17 protein-coding genes are annotated in these 18,314 nt (G+C 74.3%); 13 read left to right on the top strand and 4 right to left on the bottom strand.

Features of this window, described 5'->3' with window-relative positions; genetic code table 11:
- Positions 1-87: 87 nt before the first annotated feature.
- Positions 88-3,480 (bottom strand): AfsR/SARP family transcriptional regulator, encoded by a 3,393-nt coding sequence (locus ACEZDE_RS10855; protein ID WP_380534980.1) that lies wholly within the window; start codon positions 3,478-3,480, stop codon positions 88-90.
- A gap of 72 nt (positions 3,481-3,552) precedes the next feature.
- Here ACEZDE_RS10855 and ACEZDE_RS10850 point away from each other — a divergent pair, with 72 nt between their 5' ends.
- The 7 genes from ACEZDE_RS10850 (at position 3,553) to ACEZDE_RS10820 (ending at position 10,045) form a co-directional block, all read left to right on the top strand.
- Positions 3,553-3,921, top strand: a complete 369-nt coding sequence (locus ACEZDE_RS10850; RefSeq protein ID WP_380534978.1) for a holo-ACP synthase — start codon at positions 3,553-3,555, stop codon at positions 3,919-3,921.
- Positions 3,922-3,945: 24 nt separating this feature from the next.
- Complete coding sequence (locus ACEZDE_RS10845; protein WP_380534976.1) at positions 3,946-5,487, top strand: NAD(P)H-hydrate dehydratase; 1,542 nt, start codon at positions 3,946-3,948, stop codon at positions 5,485-5,487.
- Positions 5,488-5,621: 134 nt separating this feature from the next.
- Positions 5,622-6,227 (top strand): L,D-transpeptidase, encoded by a 606-nt coding sequence (locus ACEZDE_RS10840; protein WP_380534974.1) that lies wholly within the window; start codon positions 5,622-5,624, stop codon positions 6,225-6,227.
- A 44-nt stretch (positions 6,228-6,271) separates the two neighbouring features.
- Positions 6,272-7,438 carry an alanine racemase gene (alr, locus tag ACEZDE_RS10835; RefSeq protein WP_380534972.1) on the top strand — a complete coding sequence of 389 codons (1,167 nt, stop codon included), beginning with the start codon at positions 6,272-6,274 and terminating at the stop codon, positions 7,436-7,438.
- Between the two features lie 329 nt (positions 7,439-7,767).
- Complete coding sequence (locus ACEZDE_RS10830; protein ID WP_380535152.1) at positions 7,768-9,099, top strand: alpha/beta fold hydrolase; 1,332 nt, start codon at positions 7,768-7,770, stop codon at positions 9,097-9,099.
- A 109-nt stretch (positions 9,100-9,208) separates the two neighbouring features.
- Positions 9,209-9,754, top strand: a complete 546-nt coding sequence (gene tsaE, locus ACEZDE_RS10825) for a tRNA (adenosine(37)-N6)-threonylcarbamoyltransferase complex ATPase subunit type 1 TsaE (protein WP_380535150.1) — start codon at positions 9,209-9,211, stop codon at positions 9,752-9,754.
- A gap of 102 nt (positions 9,755-9,856) precedes the next feature.
- Entirely contained in the window at positions 9,857-10,045 is a 189-nt protein-coding gene (locus ACEZDE_RS10820; RefSeq protein ID WP_380534970.1) for a hypothetical protein, read from the top strand.
- A 24-nt stretch (positions 10,046-10,069) separates the two neighbouring features.
- Here ACEZDE_RS10820 and ACEZDE_RS10815 read toward each other — a convergent pair whose 3' ends face one another.
- Complete coding sequence (locus ACEZDE_RS10815; RefSeq protein ID WP_380534968.1) at positions 10,070-10,645, bottom strand: hypothetical protein; 576 nt, start codon at positions 10,643-10,645, stop codon at positions 10,070-10,072.
- Between the two features lie 108 nt (positions 10,646-10,753).
- Between ACEZDE_RS10815 and tsaB the strand changes: the two genes are divergently transcribed.
- The 4 genes from tsaB to ACEZDE_RS10795 all read left to right on the top strand — a co-directional run bounded on the left by tsaB (position 10,754) and on the right by ACEZDE_RS10795 (position 14,035).
- Positions 10,754-11,428 carry a tRNA (adenosine(37)-N6)-threonylcarbamoyltransferase complex dimerization subunit type 1 TsaB gene (tsaB, locus tag ACEZDE_RS10810; RefSeq protein ID WP_380534966.1) on the top strand — a complete coding sequence of 225 codons (675 nt, stop codon included), beginning with the start codon at positions 10,754-10,756 and terminating at the stop codon, positions 11,426-11,428.
- Positions 11,425-11,952, top strand: coding sequence for a ribosomal protein S18-alanine N-acetyltransferase (rimI, locus tag ACEZDE_RS10805; RefSeq protein ID WP_380534964.1), 528 nt, complete (start codon positions 11,425-11,427; stop codon positions 11,950-11,952). Before tsaB ends, rimI begins: the two co-directional genes overlap by 4 nt.
- Positions 11,945-13,030: a tRNA (adenosine(37)-N6)-threonylcarbamoyltransferase complex transferase subunit TsaD gene (gene tsaD, locus ACEZDE_RS10800; protein WP_380534962.1), complete on the top strand. Its 1,086-nt coding sequence runs from the start codon at positions 11,945-11,947 to the stop codon at positions 13,028-13,030. Before rimI ends, tsaD begins: the two co-directional genes overlap by 8 nt.
- A 78-nt stretch (positions 13,031-13,108) precedes the next feature.
- The gene (locus tag ACEZDE_RS10795) at positions 13,109-14,035 is read left to right on the top strand and encodes a polysaccharide deacetylase family protein (protein WP_380534957.1); all 927 of its coding nucleotides are present in this window, start codon (positions 13,109-13,111) and stop codon (positions 14,033-14,035) included.
- Positions 14,036-14,049: 14 nt separating this feature from the next.
- On the opposite strand, the gene ACEZDE_RS10790 is transcribed toward ACEZDE_RS10795, so the two are convergent.
- Positions 14,050-15,243, bottom strand: coding sequence for a THUMP-like domain-containing protein (locus tag ACEZDE_RS10790; RefSeq protein ID WP_380534955.1), 1,194 nt, complete (start codon positions 15,241-15,243; stop codon positions 14,050-14,052).
- Positions 15,244-15,447: 204 nt separating this feature from the next.
- Between ACEZDE_RS10790 and groES the strand changes: the two genes are divergently transcribed.
- Together groES and groL are read left to right on the top strand one after the other, a co-directional pair.
- On the top strand, positions 15,448-15,756 hold the full coding sequence (groES, locus tag ACEZDE_RS10785) for a co-chaperone GroES (protein ID WP_380534953.1): 309 nt from the start codon (positions 15,448-15,450) through the stop codon (positions 15,754-15,756).
- Positions 15,757-15,890: 134 nt separating this feature from the next.
- Positions 15,891-17,522: a chaperonin GroEL gene (gene groL / locus ACEZDE_RS10780; protein ID WP_380534951.1), complete on the top strand. Its 1,632-nt coding sequence runs from the start codon at positions 15,891-15,893 to the stop codon at positions 17,520-17,522.
- Between the two features lie 110 nt (positions 17,523-17,632).
- Here groL and ACEZDE_RS10775 read toward each other — a convergent pair whose 3' ends face one another.
- A complete protein-coding gene (locus ACEZDE_RS10775) occupies positions 17,633-18,298 on the bottom strand; it encodes an MOSC domain-containing protein (RefSeq protein ID WP_380534949.1) in 666 nt (221 codons plus the stop codon).
- Positions 18,299-18,314: the final 16 nt, after the last annotated feature.

Genomic DNA, 18,314 nt, shown 5'->3' with positions numbered 1-18,314 from the left:
GGACGGCGGATCCGTGCGCGTCAGCGGGCTGTCGGCGACGAGAGATTCATCTCAGCGCCCGGTTCGCGCCGCCGCTGGAAGCCGCCGTTAGAAGTCGTCGTGGGACGGTATCCGCACCGGGACCACGCCGAGCGAGGCGACCGTCTGCTCGCTCGGGGTCGCCCTGCCGCGTTCGTAGGCCGCCGCGAAGGCCTCCGCGCCGAGGGCCTCGGTGGCCGCCTCGGTGACCAGCAGGACGTCGGTGGAGGAGCGGTCCGCCATGCCGCGCAGCCGGTGCGCGGCGCCGAGCAGCTCGGCCGCGCGGGCCGGGTCGCCCTGACGCAGCGCCAGGTCGGCCCAGCCCTGCAGGCAGTTGCCCGCGACCGGGCCGTCGAAGGCGGACAGCGCCGCCTCCAGGGCCTGCCGGTGCAGCTCCGCCGCCCGCTCCAGCCGGCCGTCGGCGGCCTCCAGGTAGCCGCGGGCGCCCAGCAGCAGGGCCTGGATCTGCGGCGCGCCGCTGGGGAGGTTGCTGACGCTGCCGGAGGCGGTGTCCAGCGCCCGGCGGCCGTCGTCCAGGCGGCCGAGGCGGCGGTAGGCCTCGGCCAGGGTGCTGTGAGTGGCGATCACCACGGTCCAGGTGCCCTCGCTGAGCGCGGTCGCCGCCTCCTGCTCCAGCTCGGCGAGGGTCTCGGCGTCGATGGTCGGCCCCATCGTCCTGAGCACCAGCAGCCGGGCCCGGTAGTCGCCGGAGTCGGCGCTGATACCGAGCTCGTTCTCGTACGAGATGGCCAGCTCCCAGAGCCGGACCGCCTCCGGGATGTCGCCGCGCCACTGCGCGTAGTCGGCCAGCCCGGCCGCGCAGAACGAGCGCCCCCACAGGTCGCCGATCACACGGAACCGCTCGCCGGCCTCGACCAGGTAGGCCCCGGACTCCTCCACCCGGCCGCTGTTCTGCAGCGCGTAGCCCATGAACATCCGGGCGATGGCCTGGACCCAGGGGTCGCGATTGTCGAACAGCCGTTCGGCGAGCACGCCGATCCGCCAGTCCTTCTGCTCGAACATCGACGACATGATGTCCAGCATCGGCAGCAGCGGATGCGCGTCCGGGTCGTCCAGCCGGTCGCGCAGCGCCATCGCCGAGCGCATCAGCTCCAGCGTGGAGGTCAGCTCCCAGGTGGTGTCCAGGCCGTAGAGGGCGGTGATGCCGCGGGCCACCGCCTGGGTCCGCAGCGGCACGCCGTCGGCGGGCAGCTCCAGCGCCTGGTGCACCAGCGGCAGGTTCTCGCCGCGCTCGCCTCGCCGCCACAGGTACCAGCCCATGGCCGCGACCAGCCGCTGCGCGGTCTCCGCGTCGCGCTGCTCGACCGACCAGCGCAACGCGGAGACCAGGTTCTCGTGCTCCGCCTTGAACCGGGCCAGCCAGGCGACCTGCCCGAAGGTGTAGAGCCGGGGCTCGCCCTCCTCGGCCAGCGCCAGGAAGTGCGCGGCGTGGGCGTTCCTGGTCGCCGCGGTGGCCCCGGCGTCGTCCAGCTTCTCGGCGGCGTAGACCCGGATCGTCTCCAGCAGCCGGTGCCGGCCCGAGGAGGTGCGCACCACCAGCGACTTGTCGACCAGCGAGGCGAGGGCGTCCATCACCTCGTCGGACGGGAGCTCCTCGGCCGTGCAGACCTCCTCGACGGTCTCCAGTTCGGCGCCGCCCGCGAACACCGACATCCGGGCCAGCAGCGCCCGCTCCGGCTTCTCCAGCAGGTCCCAGCTCCAGTCGACCACCGCGCGCAGGGTCCGCTGCCGCGGCAGCGCGGCGCGGCTGCCGCCGGTCAGCAGGTGGAAGCGGCGGGCCAGCCGCTGGTCGATCTGCTCCGGAGTGAGGCTGCGCATCCTGGCCGCGGCCAGCTCGATCGCCAGCGGCTGCCCGTCCAGGGCGCGGCAGATCCGCAGCACCGCGGGCAGGTCGCGGGCGGTGGGGCGGTAGCCGGGGCGGACGGCGGCGGCCCGGTCCGCGAACAGCCGGACCGCGGGGAAGCCGTCGGCCTGGTCCGGCGTCAGCACCTGATCCGGGGTCAGCGTCCGGTCCAGCCGCGGGTCCTCGGGGAAGCCGAGCGGCGGCACCGGGTGCAGCTGCTCGCCGCTGATGCCGAGCGCCTCACGGCTGGTCGCCAGGATCCGCAGCCCGCGGCAGCCCGCGAGCAGCCGCGCGGAGAGGACGGCGGCGGCCTCGATCAGGTGCTCGCAGTTGTCCAGCACCAGCAGCAGCGGGCGGGCGCCGAGGGCCTCGATGATGCGCTCGGTCGCCTCGGCGACCGGGTGCGGGGCGATGGTCGCGCGCTGGGCCGCGGCGGACTCGCGCAGTTGCAGCGCGGCCAGGACGGTCGCCGGGAGGTCGGCCGGGTCGGTGAGCGGGGCCAGCTCCACCAGCCGGACCTGGATCCCCTCGGCCTGCCCGGCCGCCTCCAGGGCCAGCCGGGTCTTTCCGGCGCCGCCGGGGCCGATCAGGGTGACCAGGCGTCCCGCGGCCAGCGCGGCCCGCACCGCGACCAGGTCGGCCTCCCGCCCGAGGAAGCTGGTGACGGCGGCGGGGGCGGCGGCTGTGCCCGGGGTCGCTGAGGTAGCGGTACCGGGGTGGGTGGCCGGGGCCGGGGTGTCCGGGGGGCCAGGGGCGGCGGGCGTCGGCGGGGTGGGGCGGGCGTCGGCGGTGCCGGGGCGGGTGGCCGACGGTGGGGTGGGGTCGGTGGTGCTGTCGGCGGACGGCGGTGGGGTCAGGCGGAGGCCGGTGGCGCCGGGGGCGGCGGGCGGCGGTGGGGTGGTGAGGACGGACTGGTGGGCGGCGCGGAGGATGGGGGAGGGGTCGGTGCCCAGTTCGTCGGCGAGCAGCTCGCGGCCCTGCTCGTACACGGCCAGGGCCTCCGCCGTGCGCCCGGCCCGGTGCAGCGCGCGCATCAGCAGGGCGCGCGGGCGGTCCCGCAGCGGGGCCTCCGCGCAGAGCGCGTGCAGCTCGCCGAGCAGCTCGGCGCCCTCGCCCGCGGCGATCCGCTGGTCGAGCAGGTCCTCGCGGGCGTTCGCCCGCAGCGCGTCCAGCCGGGCCGCGGCCTCGGGGAAGCCCGGCACATCGGCCAGCGCGGGTCCGCGCCACAGCGCCAGCGCCTCGGTCAGCTGCTCGCGGGTCGGCGGGCCCGAGGCCGGGCCCCGCAGCAGCCGGGTGAAGCGGTGGACGTCCACCTCGTCCGGGGTCAGCGCCAGCCGGTAGCCGGTCGGGGCGGCGGCGACCAGGTCCCGGCCGAGCGCGGCGCGCAGCCGGGAGACCAGGGCCTGCAACGCGTTGGCGGGGTTGCCGGGGCGGTCGCCGTCCGGCCAGAGGGCCGTGGTCAGGCTGCTCGCGGAGACCGGCCGGTCCGCGTCCAGGGCGAGTGCGGCGAGGAGCACGCGCAGCCGTGTCCCGCCGAGGTCGACGGGCGCGCCGTCGGCGTCGGTGACCTGGAGTGGGCCGAGCAGTTGTATCCGCACGGTGCCATTGTCCAGGGAAACCGCGCGGCCGGTGCACGATGATGGGCTGCGGTCGAGCGAGGGAGAACAGGAATGATCATCGGGATCGGGATCGACGTGGCGTCGATCGACCGTTTCGCGGCGTCGCTGCAACGGACCCCCACCCTCGCGGAGCGCTTGTTCACCCCGGCCGAGCTGGTCACCCCCAGCGGCGACCCGCGCGGCCCGGCCTCGCTCGCCGCGCGCTTCGCGGCCAAGGAGGCGCTGGCCAAGGCGCTGGGTGCGCCCGGCGGGCTGCTCTGGACCGACGCCGAGGTGCGGACCGAGCCGTCCGGCCGGCCGGTGCTGGAGATCCGCGGCACGGTGGCCGCGCGGGCGGCCGAACTGGGCGTGCGGACGTGGCATCTCTCGCTGAGCCATGACGCGGGCGTAGCGTCGGCGGTGGTCATCGCCGAGGGTTGAACCGCCGAGGGTTGAGGAGCCGCCATGCGGTACGCGCACACGGTCGAGCAGGTACGGGCGGCGGAGGGTGCGCTGCTCGCGCGGCTGCCGGAGGGAGCGCTGATGCAGCGGGCCGCCGCGGGCCTGGCGGCGACCTGCGCGGGGCTGCTCGCCGAGTCCCACGGCCGGGTCTACGGCAGCCGGGTGGTGCTGCTGGTGGGCAGTGGCGACAACGGGGGTGACGCCCTGTTCGCCGGGGCCCGGCTGGCCGCGCGCGGGGCCAGGGTGTGCGCCGTCCTGCTCGCCCCGGAGCAGGCCCACCGGGCCGGGCTGGCCGCGCTGCGGCAGGCCGGAGGGGTACTGACGGAGGATCAGCGGGACGGCTGCGCCGAGATCGCCCGCGCCGACCTGGTGCTGGATGGCATCGTCGGCATCGGCGGCCGGGGCGGGCTGCGCCCCGGCGCGCTGCCGTACGTCCGGGCGGCGGCGGAGGCGGACGCCGCCGTGGTCGCGGTCGACCTCCCCAGCGGGGTGGACGCGGACACCGGCGAGGTGTCCGGCGAAGCGGTGCGGGCGGCCGTCACCGTCACTTTCGGGACGCACAAGCCCGGCCTGCTGGTGGACCCGGGCGCGGAGCACGCCGGGGTGGTCCGGCTGGTGCCGATCGGGATCGGGGTACCGCCGCCCGCCGCGGAGGCGCTGCAGCACGCCGACGTGGCCGCGCTGCTGCCGCGGCCCACCGGGGAGAGCGACAAGTACCGGCGCGGGGTGGTCGGCGTCGCCGCGGGCTCCGCGCGCTACCCGGGGGCGGCGGTGCTGGCCGTCTCGGCCGCCCTGCACGGCGGCGCGGGGGCGGTGCGCTACGTCGGCGCCGCGGCGGCCGCGGTGGTCGCGGCGCACCCGGAGACACTGGTCTCCGAAGGCTCCGCGCAGGGGCTGAAGCAGGCCGGACGGGTCCAGGCCTGGGTGGTCGGCCCCGGCCTCGCGGACGGCGAGGATGCCGTGCGGACCCTGGACCAGGCGCTGGACGCGGCGCTCGACCCGGACGTCCCGCTACTGCTGGACGCCGACGCGCTGCGGCTGCTGGCCCGGCGCGGCCCCGCTCCCCGGCCCGGCCTGCTGCTGACCCCGCACGCGGGCGAGGCGGTGGCGCTGCTGGCCGGGGCCGGGGTCGAGGCCACCCGGGAGCAGGTCGAGGCGGCCCGGCTGCGGTACGCGCGGCAGTTGGCCGAGCTGTACGGCTGCACCGTGCTGCTGAAGGGCTCGACCACGGTTGTCGCGGGCCCGGACCCTGCCGGGCCGGTCCGGGTGAATCCGACCGGCACACCCTGGCTCGGCACCGCGGGCAGCGGCGACGTGCTGTCAGGGCTGGCCGGATCGCTGCTGGCGGCCGGACTCGCCCCGCTGGACGCGGGCTCGGTCGCGGCGTACCTGCACGGGCTCGCGGGGCGGACGGCGAGCCTGGGCGGGGCCGCGGCGGGCGCGGGCGGCGTTCCGGCGGGGGTGGGCGGTGAGGGGCCGATCAGTGCCTCCGAGGTCGCCGCCGCACTTCCGGCGGCGTGGCGGAGTGTGACCGACCGTGCCTGAAACGTACTGTCCCTTCGGTGCCGGAACCGACAGTCTGAGAATCTCCTGAAAAAGTCTGCAACCGGAGCGGTCGCTCACGCCTCGTATCCGGTGACGCACCAATCCTGTTCGACGCACGAGAGGGTGAGGGCCAGTTGAATCTGACTCGTAAGCGGGCCGGGGTGCTGCTCGCGGCAGCCGGGATCGTCGCGACGACCTGCGCCGGGGTGTCCGACGCGCAGGCGCAGCCGCTGACCGCGCTGGCGGTCACGGCGACCACGACCACGAACAGCGCCGCCACCAGGACCACCACTGCGACCGCGCCCACCGCTGTCCGGATGGTCCGGACGGTGGCCAAGAAGGCCACCGGCCCCAACGCGGCCGGGCTGTGCCCGGTCAACAAGGGCCGGATCGCCTGCGTGGACCTCACCCACCAGCGGATGTGGGTCCAGGTCGGCACCAAGGTGGTCTTCGGCCCGGTGCAGGTCCGCACCGGGCGCCGGGGCTACGTCACCAGGACCGGGCTCTGGCACGTCTACAGCCGCCAGTTGCACCACTGGTCCACGCTCTACAACGTGGCCATGCCCTACAGCGAGTTCTTCTCCGGCGGCGAGGCGTTCCACGGGCTCAACGAGCCGATGTCCACCCCGCCCGGGTCGCACGGCTGCGTCAACATGAACACCTGGGACGCCAAGAAGCTCTGGGGCGTGCTCAAGCTGCACGACCCGGTGCAGGTGTTCGGCCGCAAGCCGGGAACCTGAACCGGGCGCTCCGTCTGGGACAATCAGCGGCAATGGAAACTGCGATGCGTGCCGAAGCCGTGATCGACCTGGCGGCGCTGCGAGGGAACATCCGCGCCCTCCGCGCCCGTACCGGGTCGGCCGCGGTCATGTCCGTGGTCAAGGCCGACGCCTACGGCCACGGCATGGTGCCGTGCGCCCGCGCGGCGGTCGAGGCGGGTTCCGGCTGGCTCGGCACCGCCACCCCCGAGGAGGCGCTGGGCCTGCGGGCCGCCGGGATCACGGCGGAGCAGGCCCGGGTGCTCTGCTGGCTGTGGACCCCGGCCGGGCCGTGGCGGCAGGCCGTCGCCGCCGACATCGACATCTCGGTCAGCGGCGAGTGGGCGCTGCGCCACGTGCTGGACGCGGTCCGGGCGGTGGGCCGTCCGGCCAGGGTCCACCTCAAGGCCGACACCGGGCTCGGCCGCAACGGCGCCCAGCCGCACGACTGGCCCGCCCTGGTCGCCGCCGCGCGCGCGGCCGAGGCCGAGGGGCTGCTCACGGTCGCCGGGGTGTGGTCCCACTTCGCCTGTGCGGACGAGCCGGGCCACCCGGCGAACGCGTCCCAACTCGCGGGCTTCCGCACCGCGCTGGCCGTCGCCGAGGCGGCCGGGCTGCGGCCGGAGGTCCGGCACCTGGCCAACTCCCCGGCCGCGCTGCTGATGCCGGAGGCCCATTTCGACCTGGTCCGGGCCGGGCTCGCGCAGTACGGGCTGTCGCCGGTGCCGGAGATCGCCGGGCCGGAGGAGTTCGGGCTGCGTCCGGTGATGACCTTTCAGGCCGCGCTCGCCCAGGTGAAGCGGGTGCCGGCCGGACACGGCGTCAGTTACGGCCACAGCTACGTCACCGCGGGCGAGACCACGCTCGCGCTGGTCCCGGTCGGCTACGCCGACGGCGTCCCGCGGCACGCGAGCGGCACCGGGCCGCTGTGGATCGGCGGCAAGTGGCGCACGGTCGCCGGGCGGGTCGCGATGGACCAGTTCGTGGTGGACCTGGGCGGCGACCGGGCCGAGGTCGGCGACCTCGCGGTGCTGTTCGGTCCCGGGGACCGGGGCGAGCCCACCGCCGAGGACTGGGCGCGCGCGACGGGGACCATCTCCTACGAGATCGTCACCCGGATCGGGGCGCGGGTCCCGCGGAGGTACGTCGGCGGGGACGGGGGCACCGGCGTGGCGGAGGGCGCGGGCGGATGAGCGGCGAGGAGGGGATCTCGGCTGCCGCGGGGGCGGCGGGCGCCGCCGCGGTGGAGGTCGGACGGCAGGTGGTGGCCGCGGCCGGTTCGGTGGTCGACGACGTCGCGGCCGGACGCTGGCGGCGGGCGGGCCTGGTCGGCCTGACCGTGGGGGTGGTCGCCGCGGGCGCCGCGGCCGGGGTGGCGGTGGAGCGGATGGCGCTGGGCCGCGAGATGCGTCGCCGCGCCAGCATCGAGGTGGACGCCGCCGCGGTCCTCGGCACGCTGCGCGGCACCCCGCGAACCGTCACAGCCCCTGACGGCACCGAGCTCTACGTCGAACTGGACGGCCTGGCCCGAGGCGAGGAGGCCACCGCGCCGGCGCCCCCCGCAGCCTCCACCGGGCCCACCACCCCGTCCCCGCCCACCGGGCGTGTCAACCGCACCGGGCCTGCGGGCTCCGGGGGCCTGCCCGTGACCAACGGGCGTGCTGCGGCTCAGGTCGAGCCCGGTGTCACGCCGACACCCGCTGGGCGCACCGCGGAGCCGGGCACCCCGTCCCCGCCCAACGAGGCTGCCGGGCACGGGCCCGGCGGGGTCGCGGCCTCCGGCGGGTACAGCCCCGCCGGAGGCGCTGGGCGGAAGGGGTGGCTGGGGCGGTTGCGTACGGCCGGGGGCGGGGCGCAGCCGGGGGCGTTGGGCGGGGTGCTGTCGGGGGTCGGCAGCTGGCTCGGGATGGCCCCCACGCCGCCGCTGACCGTGGTGTTCTGCCACGGCTACTGCCTCAACCAGGACTCCTGGCACTTCCAGCGGGCCGCCTTCCGGGAGGGCCTGCGGCTGGTCTTCTGGGACCAGCGCAGCCACGGCCGCTCCGAGCGCAGCCGCAGCCACCTGGCCGGGCAGCCGGCCGCGATCGACCAGCTCGGCGGCGACCTCAAGGCGGTCATCGACGCGGTCGCCCCGACCGGGCCGCTGGTCCTGGTCGGCCACTCCATGGGCGGCATGACCGTGATGGCCCTGGCCGACCAGCACCCCGAGCTGTTCGGCAAGGGGGCGCCCCCGGACGAAGTCTGGGGGCGGGTGGCCGCGGTCGCGCTGCTCGGCACCACGGCCGGGGGCTGGTCCGGGGTCACCCTCGGCCTGCCCTCGTACGGGGCGAAGATGCTGCACCGGATGGCCCCCGGGGTGCTCAAGGCCCTGGGTCGGCAGCGCGACCTGGTGGAGCGCAGCCGCCGCCTGGGCAGCGACCTCACCTCGGCCGTCTACCGCAAGTTCTCCTTCGGCGCCGAGGACGTGGACCCGGCCGTCGAGCGCTTCGCCCAGCGGATGCTGGAGTCCACCCCGATCGACGTGGTCGCTGAGTTCTACCCGGCCTTCGACCTGCACGAGAAGAAGGCCGCGCTGGCGGCGTTCCGGGACGTCCCCGCGCTGGTCCTCTGCGGCACCCGCGACCTGCTCACCCCGCCCGCGCACAGCGAGGCCATCGCCGCGGAGCTGCCGGACGCCGAGCTGGTGATCGTCCCCGACGCCGGGCACCTGGTCATGCTGGAGCGCCCGGACCTGGTGAACACCCAGCTCGCGCTGCTGCTGGAGCAGGCCGCCCGCCGTACCGGCGCCCCGCTGCCGCAGGCCGTCCGCGACCTCGCGGTGCCGAGGCCGACGGAGCTGCCGCACCTGCCGTAACCGCCCTGATCATCCGATGTGAGAGCACTGCTCCGGGAAGAGGGCACTGCTCCGAATGGAGAGCACCGTGCAGAACACCGCCACCGCCACCGTGCCGGACGCCGCGGCCATGCGGGACCTCGGCCGGGCCCTGGCCCCGCTGCTCAGGGCCGGGGACCTGGTGCTGCTCTCCGGGGAGCTGGGGGCGGGGAAGACCACGCTCACCCGCGGCCTCGGCGAAGGCCTCGGCGTACGCGGCGCGGTGACCTCGCCGACCTTTGTGATCGCCCGGGTGCACCCCTCGCTGACCGGCGGCCCGGCCCTGGTCCACGTGGACGCCTACCGGCTCGGCGGCGGCCTGGACCAGATGGAGGACCTGGACCTGGACGTCTCGCTGTCCGACTCGGTGGTGGTGGTGGAGTGGGGCGAGGGGAAGGTCGAGGAGCTGTCCGACTCCCGGCTGGAGGTCCGCATCGCCAGGTCCCTCGGCGGGGACGGCCCGGCCGCGGACCTGGCCGCGGACCCGGCCGCGGACTCGGAGTCAGGCCAGGAGCCGGGCCAGGAGACGGACCCGGTACTGGAGTCGGAGGCGGACCCGCGCCGGGTCACCCTGACCGGCCTCGGCGCGCGCTGGGCCGGGGTCGACTGGTCGCCGTTGGTAGCGGCGGACGCCTGAACCCGTAAGGATCACCCGGGCCGGTTGTTATTCCGACGCGCTGTCGGGAAGATGTGCCTGTACACGCTGTGTACCGCGCGCAACGCGACCACGGGAGGCGGTATGTCCGGTACGACCCCCCGCACCGGGGAACGGCCCGTCAGCATGGCCGAGCTGCTGGCTGCCGCCAGGTCGGCCTCCGCGGTCAGCACCCCGCCCGCGGAGCCCGCGGTCGCGGGCAAGGCCCCGGCCGAGGACGCCCCGGAGACGCCGGAACCGGCCCCCGCCGTCGCCCCCCGCACCGCCGCCTGACCGCGCCCAACGGAACGATCCTGCTCAGCCGACCACGACGACCTTGGTCCCGGTCGGGGCGAAGTCGAACAGGGCCTGGCCGTCGCCCAGGGTCTCCCGGATTCCGCCGGTCTTCTTGGCCGGGTCCGGCTTCGGCAGGGTGCCGTCCGCGGCCGAGCTGAAGCCGATCACCGCGGACCCGCGCTGGGCGAAGATCACGCCGTTCTTGACGGTCACCCCGTCCGACCCGCTGTACGGGCCCGCGTCGGTGCGGTTGACCGTGTAGCTCCCGACCAGTGGGTCCACCGGGCTCGGCTGCACGGTGAAGGTGCGGTCGTCGGACGGCTTGGCCGGGTCGACCAGCCACACCCGCTCGGCGCCCAGCGCGTAGACGATCCGCTTGCCGCTGCCCGAGTGCGCGGGCAGCGCCACCGGCTTGGGCTTGGCGCTCGGCTTCCCCGGGGCCGTCGCCGTGGCGCTGGACGAGGCCCCGGGCGTGCCCGCGGTGCTGGTGGTCTCGTGCGCGGAGCTCCTGGCCTGCAGCGCCAGCAGCGTGACAACCGCGAGCGCCGACGCCGTCAGTCCCGAGACGACGGTGCCGGAACCGATACGTGCTGCCACGGCTGTCCTCCCACGTTCGTTCGTTCGAAGGTGCCTCGTTCGTTGGACCAAGGCCTTGCAAAGTCCCAGCTTCTCATCCCGGGCCCGGTATCCGTCTAACCTGATGGGGTGCTTCTGCTTGCGTTCGACACCGCGACCCCCGCCGTCACCGCCGCCGTCCACGACACGGACAGCGGCGCGACCCTCGCCGCCGCCGACCAGGTCGACGCCCGGCGGCACGGTGAGCTGCTGCTTCCCACCATCGACCAGGTGCTGCGCGCCGCGGGCGTCGGGAAGGGGCAACTGGGCGCACTGGTCGTGGGCACCGGCCCCGGCCCGTACACCGGCCTCCGGGTCGGGCTGGCGACGGCCGCCGCGCTGGGCCACGCGCTCGGCATCCCGGTGCACGGCGTGTGCACCCTCGACGGAATCGCCCACGCGGCCCGCAGCGCCGGTCTGACGGGCGCCTTCACCGCCGCCACCGACGCGCGCCGGAAAGAGGTCTACTGGGCCTCCTACGGCGCTGACGGGGCCCGCACCGAAGGGCCGAACGTCGACCGCCCGGCCGAGGTCGCCGAGCGGCTCGCGGACGTCCCCGCGGTGGGCGCGGGCGCGGCGCTGTACCCGGAGGTCTTCACCCGGCTCGTCCCCGGCATGCCCGCGTACCAGTCCGCCGCCGCGCTGGCGGCGTTCGCCGCCGCCGAACTGGCCGCGGGCCGCGCGCTGTCCGCGCCGACGCCGCTGTACCTGCGCCGTCCCGACGCCGAGGTGCCCAAGAACTACAAGACCGTTCTGCCGGCATGAGCGGGGCCGTGCACCTGCGCGAGATGCGCTGGTGGGACCTCGCGCCGGTGCTGCTGCTGGAACGCGAGCTGTTCCCCGAGGACGCCTGGTCGGCCGGGATGTTCTGGTCCGAGCTGGCCGACACCCGGCACCCCCGGGGCACCCGCTGGTACACCGTGGCCGAGGACGCCGCGGGGGAGGTCGCCGGCTACGCGGGGCTGATGGCGGTGGGCGGCACCGGTGACGTGCAGACCATCGCGGTGGCCGAGCCGCGCTGGGGCACCGGCCTCGGCGCGCGGCTGCTGACCGCGCTGATCGGGCAGGCCGCCGCGGTCGGCTGCACCGAACTGCTGCTGGAGGTACGGGTCGACAACCCGCGCGCGCAGCGGCTCTACGAGCGCTTCGGCTTCCAGCCGCTGGGCGTCCGCCGCAACTACTACCAGCCGTCCGGGGTCGACGCGCTGGTGATGCGCCTGGACGAGCTGACCCCGCCCGCGAAGAAGCCCTCGACGAACGATGTAGGAGAACTGAGCCACGATGGCTGACGAACCGCTGGTCCTCGGTATCGAGACCTCCTGCGACGAGACCGGTGTCGGCATCGTCCGGGGCACCACCCTGCTCGCCGACGCGGTGGCGACCAGCGTCGAGGAGCACGGCCGCTTCGGCGGCGTCGTCCCGGAGATCGCCAGCCGGGCGCACCTGGAGGCGATGGTCCCCACCGTCCAGCGGGCCCTGGACGAGGCCGGGATCAAGGCGAGCGACCTGGACGGCATCGCGGTCACCGCGGGCCCGGGGCTGGCCGGGGCGCTGCTGGTCGGCGTCTCCGCGGCCAAGGCCTACGCCTACGCCCTGGACAAGCCGCTGTACGGGGTGAACCACCTGGCCTCGCACATCTGCGTGGACCAGTTGGAGCACGGGCGGCTGCCCGAGCCGACGATGGCGCTGCTGGTCTCCGGCGGGCACTCCTCGCTGCTGCTCACCAGCGACATCACCAGCGACGTCCGCTCGCTCGGCGCGACCGTCGACGACGCGGCCGGGGAGGCCTTCGACAAGGTCGCCCGGGTGCTCGGACTCGGCTTCCCCGGCGGCCCGGTGATCGACCGTTACGCGACCGAGGGCGACCCGGCGGCGATCCGCTTCCCGCGCGGGCTGAGCGGGCCGAACGACGCCGCGTACGACTTCTCCTTCTCCGGGCTGAAGACGTCGGTGGCCCGCTGGATCGAGGCGAAGCGGCGTGCGGGCGAGGAGGTCCCGGTCCGGGACGTGGCCGCGTCCTTCCAGGAGGCGGTCACCGACGTGCTCACCCGCAAGGCGGTCCGGGCCTGCAAGGACCAGGGCGTGGACCACCTGATGATCGGCGGCGGGGTGGCCGCGAACTCGCGGCTGCGGGCGATGGCGCTGGAGCGCTGCGAGCGGGCCGGGATCGAGCTGCGGGTGCCGCGGATGAAGCTCTGCACCGACAACGGCGCGATGGTGGCGGCGCTGGGCGCGGAGATGGTCCGGCGCGGCCGTACGCCGTCGTCGTTCGACCTCTCCGCCGACTCGTCACTGCCGGTGACCGAAACCCATGTCCCGGGCGCCGCCGGGGCCTCGCACGACGAGCTGCACCGGCTCTCCGAGTAGACCGGGCAGATCCTTACCTGTCTCCCGACTGGGGCATCACTGGGAACCACCTGTGGGGCGATACCGTCCGACAAGGTAGTGAACAGCCATGTCGGCGACGGGGAGCAGTGCACGGTGGAGCGGAACCGCAGGACCTTTGCGACGGCTGCGGGGGCGCTCGCCCTGGCCGCCCTGGCCACCGGCTGCGGCGCCGGGGGCGGTGACTCCGCGTCGTCACCGGCGACCACCGCGGCCCCGCTCGCCTCGGTCGGGGCCACCGCGCCCGCGACCGCGCCCGGCTCGTCGGACGCGGCGGGCTCCGCCGCCACCGCGGCGCTGTGGCGGAAGTGGGGCCTGAAGCCGCTGGCGCCCGCCCCGGCCCCGCCCGCGGTCCCGCCGATCAAGCTCACCAGGACCGGGACGGTGCCGGTGATCGACAGCGTGCCGACGCACCAGAAGATCGTCTTCATCACCCTCGACGACGGCCTGGAGAAGGACCCGAAGTTCGTGGAGATGATGCGGGAGCTGAAGGTCCCCTTCACGATGTTCCTGATGAACGACGCCATCAAGTCGGACTACGGCTACTTCAAGCCGCTGCAGGCGCTCGGGAACAGCATCCAGAACCACACCCTGCACCACCCGGCGATGAACACCGTCTCCGAGGACCGGCAGAAGCAGGAGGTCTGCGGCGACCAGAAGATCCTGACCACCCAGTACGGCACCGCCCCGTTCCTGTTCCGCCCCCCGTACGGCGCGGGCGCGCACACCGCGAGCCTCAACGCCGCGGTCCAGGCCTGCGGCCCGCGCGCCATCGTCTACTGGAAGGAGAGCATGCAGATCACCGGCGTGCAGTACCAGACGTCGGTGCACAAGTTCCAGGACGGGGACATCATCCTGGCCCACTTCCGGGGCCCGGCCGAGCTCAAGGGCGAGACGATGACCAAGATGTTCGCCAACCTGATCAAGCGGATCGAGGAACAGGGCTTCACCGTCGCCCGCCTGGACGACTACATCCAGAAGCCCTAGTACCTGCCGGAGCGTCAGCGGACCGGCTGTCCCAGCAGCATCACCGGGGCGCCGGCGGCGCGGGTGAGGAAGACCGTGCAGGAGTGCGGGCCCTCGGGCTTGAGCCTGCGGCGCAGGGCCTCCGGCTCGATCGCGGAGCCGCGCTTCTTGATGACCACGGTGCCGACGCCGCGTTCGCGGAGCAGCGCCTTGAGCTTCTTCAGGCCGAACGGGAGCGTGTCGGTGATCTCGTAGGCCGTGGCGTAAGGGGTCTGACGGAGCGTCGCCGAGGTGAGGTAGGCGATGGTCGGGTCGATCAGGGTGGCGTCCAGCCGCTCGGCCGCTTCGGCGACCAGGTGGGCCCGGATCACCGCGCCGTCGGGCTCGTAGAGGTAGCGGAGCACCGGTCCCGGCTCCGGGTCGGGCAGCCGGCCGCCGGTGAGGCAGGTGCCGCCGGGGAGCAGCGTGGCGCGGTGCGGCTCGGCCGGGTCCGGGTCGGTGCCGAACCAGAGCACGGCCTCCTTGACGTCGCCGCCGTCGGAGACCCACTCGGCCTCGGTGCCCTCGGGCACGGCCGTGTGCGGGATGCCGGGGGCGACCTTGAGCGCGGCGTACCGGGTCTTCCCGGCGGCGCCGACCGCCCAGCTCAGCGGCGGCGAGTAGGCCTCGGGGTCGAAGATCCGGCCCTTGCCGCCGCCGCCCCGGCCGCCGCGCCGGGCCGGGTCGACGAAGACCGCGTCGAAGCCGGAGAGGCCGATCTCGGCGACGTCGCCGCAGTGCTGCCTGATCAGGCCGTCCAGGCCCAGCGCCGCCGCGTTGGCCTCGGCGACGGCGCAGGTCAGCGGGTCGCGGTCGACGGCAAGGACCTCGATCCCGGCCCGTGCCAGCGCGATCGCGTCACCGCCGACCCCGGAGCAGAGGTCCGCGATCCGGCGTACGCCCAGCGCGCGGAACCGCGCCGCGCGCCACTCGGCGACACTCGTTCGGGTGGCCTGCTCGACGCCGTCCGGGGTGAAGTACATCCGCTGGGCGTCGGCCGGGCCGAACTTCGCCGCGGCCCGCTGCCGCAGCCCGGCCTGCCCGATCGCGGCCGAGACGAGTTCCGCCGGGTGCGAACGCCGCAGCCTGGTGGCCACCGCCAGCTCCTGTCCCGGCGCTAGCCCGCGCAGCTCTGCCAGCAGGGTCTGGCCCTCGTCGGTGAGCAGGGCACGGAACGATTCGATCTCCACCCGGCCATCATCCCGTAAGCAACGCGTTGGCACTCTGGTTGACTGAGTGCTAACGGCGGCCTAGTGTCGTCGTTGGCACTCTCCAGGTGAGAGCGCTAACCCCGCGGAGGGGCGATTCCGGCACCGCGACGACGGTCTCGCACCACACCCTCTGCGACCCAAGACATGAATCACCCCGTGATCTCCGAAGGGGGAGGTCGGAACGTGACGACCACCAGCTCCAAGGTTGCCATCAAGCCGCTCGAGGACCGCATTGTGGTCCAGCCGCTCGAAGCCGAGCAGACCACGGCCTCTGGCCTGGTCATTCCGGACACTGCCAAGGAGAAGCCCCAGGAGGGCGTTGTCCTGGCCGTCGGTCCGGGCCGGTTCGAGGACGGCCAGCGCCTGCCGCTCGACGTCGCCGTCGGCGACATCGTGCTCTACAGCAAGTACGGCGGCACCGAGGTCAAGTACAACGGCGAGGAGTACCTGGTGCTCTCCGCCCGCGACGTCCTCGCGATCGTCCAGAAGTAGCAGCGCGACGTAGTACCCGGCTGCTTCGGCAGCCGCGACGCTGACCGCAGAGTCGTGACCCCGCCCGGGCCCCCAGTCTTCACTGTGTGAGACCGGGTGTCCGGGCTCGGTTGTTTGAGAGGGAAACCCTAAGCATGGCGAAGATCCTGAAGTTCGACGAGGACGCCCGCCGCTCGCTCGAGCGCGGCGTCAACAAGCTGGCCGACACCGTGAAGGTGACGCTCGGCCCCAAGGGCCGCAACGTCGTCATCGACAAGAAGTTCGGCGCTCCGACCATCACCAACGACGGCGTCACCATCGCCCGTGAGGTCGAGCTCGACGACCCGTACGAGAACCTTGGCGCGCAGCTGGTCAAGGAGGTCGCCACCAAGACCAACGACATCGCGGGCGACGGCACCACCACCGCCACCGTGCTGGCCCAGGCCCTGGTCAACGAGGGTCTGCGGAACGTCGCCGCGGGCGCGGGCCCGTCCGGTCTCAAGAAGGGCATCGACGCCGCCGTCAAGGCCGTGTCGGACCACCTGCTCTCGGTCGCCCGGGAGATCGACGGCAAGGAGGACATCGCCGCCGTCGCCGCGCTCTCCGCGCAGGACCAGCAGGTCGGCGACCTGATCGCCGAGGCGATGGACAAGGTCGGCAAGGACGGTGTGATCACCGTCGAGGAGTCGAACACCTTCGGCCTGGAGCTTGAGTTCACCGAGGGCATGCAGTTCGACAAGGGCTACCTGTCGCCCTACATGGTCACCGACCAGGAGCGCATGGAGGCCGTCCTCGACGACCCGTACGTCCTGATCCACCAGGGCAAGATCTCCTCGATCCAGGACCTGCTCCCGCTGCTGGAGAAGATCCTCCAGGGCGGCGCCAGCAAGCCCCTGCTGATCATCGCCGAGGACGTCGACGGCGAGGCGCTGTCGACCCTGGTGGTCAACAAGATCCGCGGCACCTTCAACGCCGTCGCGGTGAAGGCCCCCGGCTTCGGCGACCGCCGCAAGGCCATGCTCGGCGACCTGGCCACCCTCACCGGTGCCACCGTCATCGCCGAGGAGGTCGGCCTCAAGCTCGACCAGGCCGGTCTGGACCTGCTGGGCACCGCCCGCCGGGTCACCGTCTCCAAGGACAACACCACCGTCGTCGACGGCGCCGGTGACTCCTCCGAGGTGGCCGGCCGGGTCGCGCAGATCAAGGCCGAGATCGAGAGCACCGACTCGGACTGGGACCGCGAGAAGCTGCAGGAGCGCCTGGCCAAGCTGGCCGGCGGAGTCTGCGTGATCAAGGTCGGCGCGGCCACCGAGGTCGAGCTCAAGGAGAAGAAGCACCGCCTTGAGGACGCCATCTCGGCGACCCGCGCGGCGGTCGAGGAGGGCATCGTCGCCGGCGGCGGCGCCTCCCTGGTGCACGCCCAGAAGGTGCTCGACGACAAGCTCGGCCTGACCGGCGACGAGGCGACCGGTGTCGCCGTGGTCCGCCGCGCGCTGGTCGAGCCGCTGCGCTGGATCGCCCAGAACGCGGGTCTTGAGGGCTACGTCATCACCAGCAAGGTGGCGGAGCTGGACGAGGGCCAGGGCTACAACGCCGCGACCGGCGAGTACGGCGACCTGGTCAAGGCCGGCGTCATCGACCCGGTCAAGGTCACCCGCTCCGCGCTGCAGAACGCCGCGTCGATCGCCTCGCTGCTGCTCACGACCGAGACCCTGGTCGTCGAGAAGCCGGCCGAGGAAGAGGCCGACGCCGGGCACGCGCACGGCGGGCACGGGCACAGCCACTAGGCGTCCGACCGACGGTCAGCACGGGCGCGGGGAACCGCCCCGCCTGCCTCGCACGAGAGTGCGGGGTCGGCGGGCGCGGCTCCCCGCGCCCGTTCGCGTCCGCCCCAGGGTCAGTACACCTGGCGGACCCGGCGCAGGGCCCGTTCGCGCTGGTGCGGGGCCAGGGCCTCAACGTCGACCAGGAGCGGCAGCAGATCCGGCTCCAGGGTGAGCGCGCGGAAGACCACGCCGCTGGTGACCCCGTGGTCCGGGCGGGAGAGGACGGTGATCGGGTCGCCGGCCCTGATCTCGCCGGGGGTGATCACCCGCAGGTACGCGCCGGGCAGCGCGCGCTGGGTGAAGCGCTTGATCCAGCCGTCCTGGTCCAGCCAGCCGGCGAAGGTGCGGCAGGGGATCCGGGTCGCGCAGACCTCCAGCACCAGTCGGCCGCCGATCCGCCAGCGCTCGCCGATCAGCGCCTCGGTGGTGTCCACCCCGAGCGTGGTCAGATTCTCGCCGAAGACCCCGGCGGCCAGGTCGCGGCCCAGCTCGCCCTCCCAGAGGTCGAGCTCCTCGCGGCTGTAGGCGTACACGGCCTGGTCGTCGCCGCCGTGGTTGCGGTGGTCGCAGACCTGGTCCCCGGCCAGCGCGCTGCCCGAGCCGCCGTTGCCGCGCGGTCCGGGGGCGGTGACCGCGACCGGCCCCGGGACCGGCTGCTTGTCGATGGCAGTGGCGCCGACGTCGGAGTGGCTGGTGGCGCGTTCGCGGCCGACGTTCAGCGAGAGCAGGTTTCCCATGGCGCCCAGCGTAGGG

Origin of the sequence: Streptacidiphilus cavernicola, assembly GCF_042510955.1 — a bacterium.
Taxonomy (GTDB): Bacteria; Actinomycetota; Actinomycetes; order Streptomycetales; family Streptomycetaceae; genus Streptacidiphilus; species Streptacidiphilus cavernicola.
Note: the sequence above shows the minus strand (reverse complement) of the source record. Positions and strands in the feature narration are given on the sequence as shown.